Below are 2,994 nucleotides of genomic sequence, written 5' to 3'. Positions count from 1 at the left end.
GGCTGGACGAGGACCATACTCACCGCGGCGGCGGTTGCCTCGCGCTCGGGATGAGCCTCAGAGTGGTACTGACCGGGCTGTTCGTCGCGTTCATCACGTCGGAACTGCTTCCGGTTATCGTGTTCAACGTCTGTATGAGTGTCCTGGTCGGACGGTGGCTCCTCAGAGAGGTTCGAATCTATCCACCGAGACATCGACCGGAATCGCGTGGGAAAACTATCGCCCGAGCTCGCCGAGTACCTCCCGACCAACTAGGTCGTCCGCTATCGACCGTCTTTGAGACCGTTTCTAACAGTTTGCACTCATGAGAGAGTCGAACGCGGCGGGGTCCTCCCAGAGTTCGCTCAGCGTTGCGGCCGCGAGATAGCGGGTCGGAGCAGCGACCCACTCCGTGGTAATGCTATCGTCGGGGGCGGGTGCCGCTGCCTCGAACCACCACGCGACGTACCGACCGTCGTCGAGTTTTGCGGTGGGATACATCTGCCCGTTCACGGCGACGTCCACGCGGGAGTCCGCCTCCACCTCGGGTGCATCCTCGGGACAATCGGCGACCAAAATCTCGATTTGGACGGTCCTTTCGGTCACGCCGACTCCCCCTCCTCTGTCGCGGCGAACTCGGCGACGCATGCGACAGTTGCGAATTCCATAGCAGACCCATCGACATTCACGTACAAGAAAGTCAGTCAGGCGCGTGTCTGACGCGAGCCGAATTAGATTCCAGCACTGGATACGCTTCCCGAGGGTGGCGACTTGGCCAATTCCACTTCTGTCCGTAAGCGTCAGTGCACGGAAGGCTGGAAAATTTTTCAGGTGAAATTTTTCCAAGGGGAGTAAGCGCCTGGGTGTCTTCGGAGGTCGAAGTGTGGGAGCGACGTCCTCGAAAGTGGGTTGCTCGACGTTAGTATGCTATACTAACCTGCGATTCACCGTCCAAACTGTCCCCCTCCACCAGAAAACTTATGCCGAAAATGGTGAGTTCTCGGAGTAGGTTCCAACTATGGTGCCACTACCGAAGCTGGTTAGCGGTGTTGTGTTTGTCTGTTCAACTATCTTCGTTCTGGCGTGTGTATTCGGTGCCGAGCCGGAAGATGATGGTGCGCTTTTCCCCGGTTGAATGACATATTTCTGGGAGATCGTGGCTCTTTCGATGTTGGCTTATTCGCTGATTAGTTTGCATCGGGAGTTCTGAGGTTTCGCTGTTCGTCAGATTTTTTGGCTATTCCTCCTGAGCCGTTCTCGCCTTCGCGCATAGATTCATGTGGGGTTGACGGAGGTGGTCTACCTCCGCTTGATTGATTAGGGTCTATTTGTCTCACTGCCTCATGTTGCACTAAGCGGGTGTGGGCACACCCGATCTCGAGTGAAGAATAGAAGTTCAGATATCAGTCCAAAGCTCATGCAGTCACATCTGCACGATCGACGACGTTTTAGAACTATCTGTGACAGTTCTTGGTATGAAAGTCACCTTACTTGGATCAGGAGAGGCTCTTGGGGTTCCTGCACCCTTATGCGATTGCACATACTGTGAAACCAGTCAGCAACGGCGGCGGCCAGGACTCGCTGTAGAAACAGACCACGCTACTGTCGTGCTCGATGTCAGTCCAGATGTGAAAGAACAACTCAATGCGACGAACACGACAGATGTGGATGCGTTCTTCGTCACGCACCATCATTTTGACCATGCTGGGGGCCTTCATGAGCTCAATCACGCAGCGATGGCGTTCGATGAACACATGCTCAATCCGGATGAGTTCACAGCGGACGAGAGACCACACGAGGCGAGTTTTGCAGTCCACCTGAGTCCAACAGCATGTCTCCATTTGAGTTACTCAAATAGCCATCTCGCAAATCGCCTTGATCTCGAGTTACTCTCCCATGGACAAGCAGTTCAGGTTGGAGATTTGCGAGTGGTTCCGTTTCCTGTCGACCATGCACATCCCATGTTCGATACGCTCGGCTTTGCCGTGTATCACGACGAGACGAAGGTTGTGTACGCTCCCGATATGGGGACATTCTTGCCTGAGCGCGAGGGGGGTCGTGAGTATGAAAATGCAGACCTATTGTTCGCTGAAGGTGCAGCGCTCTTTCGAGCAGAAGGGCATGGTTCGAAAGCGGATCTTCGTGCTGCCTTGGAGTCTGCAAACGCTGAACAGACAGTACTTCTAAATCTCAGTGAGCATCTCCAACGGATGTCAACCGATGAGATGCGAGTAGTTGCAACTAACTCTGGATACGAGCTTGGGCAAGACTTCGAAACGTATCATGTGTGAAGAAATAAAGCGAGCGAGTCTGAGCAATATCTGTGATAGATGGGATCGTGCTAACTACTGAGGTCGTATCCATCAGCTCTGCTGAACTCTAGTCAGGTGGATATCTTAGCAGACACTATAGATTTAGTTTCACTTTCACTCTGTCTGGCAAGCATTGTTGTTCAAACCCGCTCGACATTGAGATGAAGTAGACCATGCAGTCTCCGCTTGAAATCACCGAGACAGAACCGTATTGGCTCCGTAGTCGAGATGTGAGTGACTCACCCAAAATTGGGGTGATGACTATTTCTCCGAACACGATGTTACACGCCCTGAAGACGTTGAGTCTGATGACCTGCCACCAGCAGACAGCGAGGCCGTTCGCGAGATTGACCGCGAAGCACTCGAACAGAAGAAAAACGATCGGCAAGTGGCAAGTGACAGGGTCAGCAGATCGTATCGAACAGTTTGGCCTGAACTGCTCTCTGACGCAGAGGCAGGCATCATTTGGGCGGTAAAGGCTATGACTGCATTCGGATACGAGGAACTGCCGATGTACGATGAGTACATTCTCACAGTCTACACACCCAACTATTTCGAGCGTCACGATGTCACCCGCGTCCGGGAACACCTCCGAGACGAGCACGACGTTACTCACGAACTATACTACAAACCAGACATATACACCGCAAAGAGAATCGATGCAGGAACAGCCGACGAATTTGGCCTCTCAGCCCCTGCTAGA

3 protein-coding genes and 1 pseudogene are annotated in these 2,994 nt (G+C 53.2%); 2 read left to right on the top strand and 2 right to left on the bottom strand.

The genetic code is table 11. The features are described 5' to 3' along the window. Together BG842_RS30755 and BG842_RS26515 are read right to left on the bottom strand one after the other, a co-directional pair. Positions 1-194 (bottom strand): hypothetical protein (locus tag BG842_RS30755; protein WP_217493384.1); only part of this gene is annotated, 194 nt, incomplete at its 3' end. A gap of 94 nt (positions 195-288) precedes the next feature. Further along, positions 289-585, bottom strand: a complete 297-nt coding sequence (locus tag BG842_RS26515; RefSeq protein WP_254663333.1) for a hypothetical protein — start codon at positions 583-585, stop codon at positions 289-291. 869 nt (positions 586-1,454) lie between these two features. Between BG842_RS26515 and BG842_RS28505 the strand changes: the two genes are divergently transcribed. Next, positions 1,455-2,270, top strand: coding sequence for an MBL fold metallo-hydrolase (locus BG842_RS28505; RefSeq protein WP_083252746.1), 816 nt, complete (start codon positions 1,455-1,457; stop codon positions 2,268-2,270). Between the two features lie 194 nt (positions 2,271-2,464). Continuing rightward, positions 2,465-2,994, top strand: a pseudogene (locus BG842_RS33375) (putative phosphothreonine lyase domain-containg protein); the annotation flags it as partial.

Source organism: Haladaptatus sp. W1, from assembly GCF_001723155.1.
Lineage (GTDB): Archaea > Halobacteriota > Halobacteria > Halobacteriales > Haladaptataceae > Haladaptatus > Haladaptatus paucihalophilus.
This window is presented reverse-complemented; position numbering and strand designations above follow the sequence as displayed.

Bases quoted from the DNA above. Each gene is read 5' to 3' on its own strand.
- BG842_RS28505 (WP_083252746.1), top strand. From the start codon at position 1,455: ATGAAAGTCACCTTACTTGGATCAGGAGAGGCTCTTGGGGTTCCTGCA.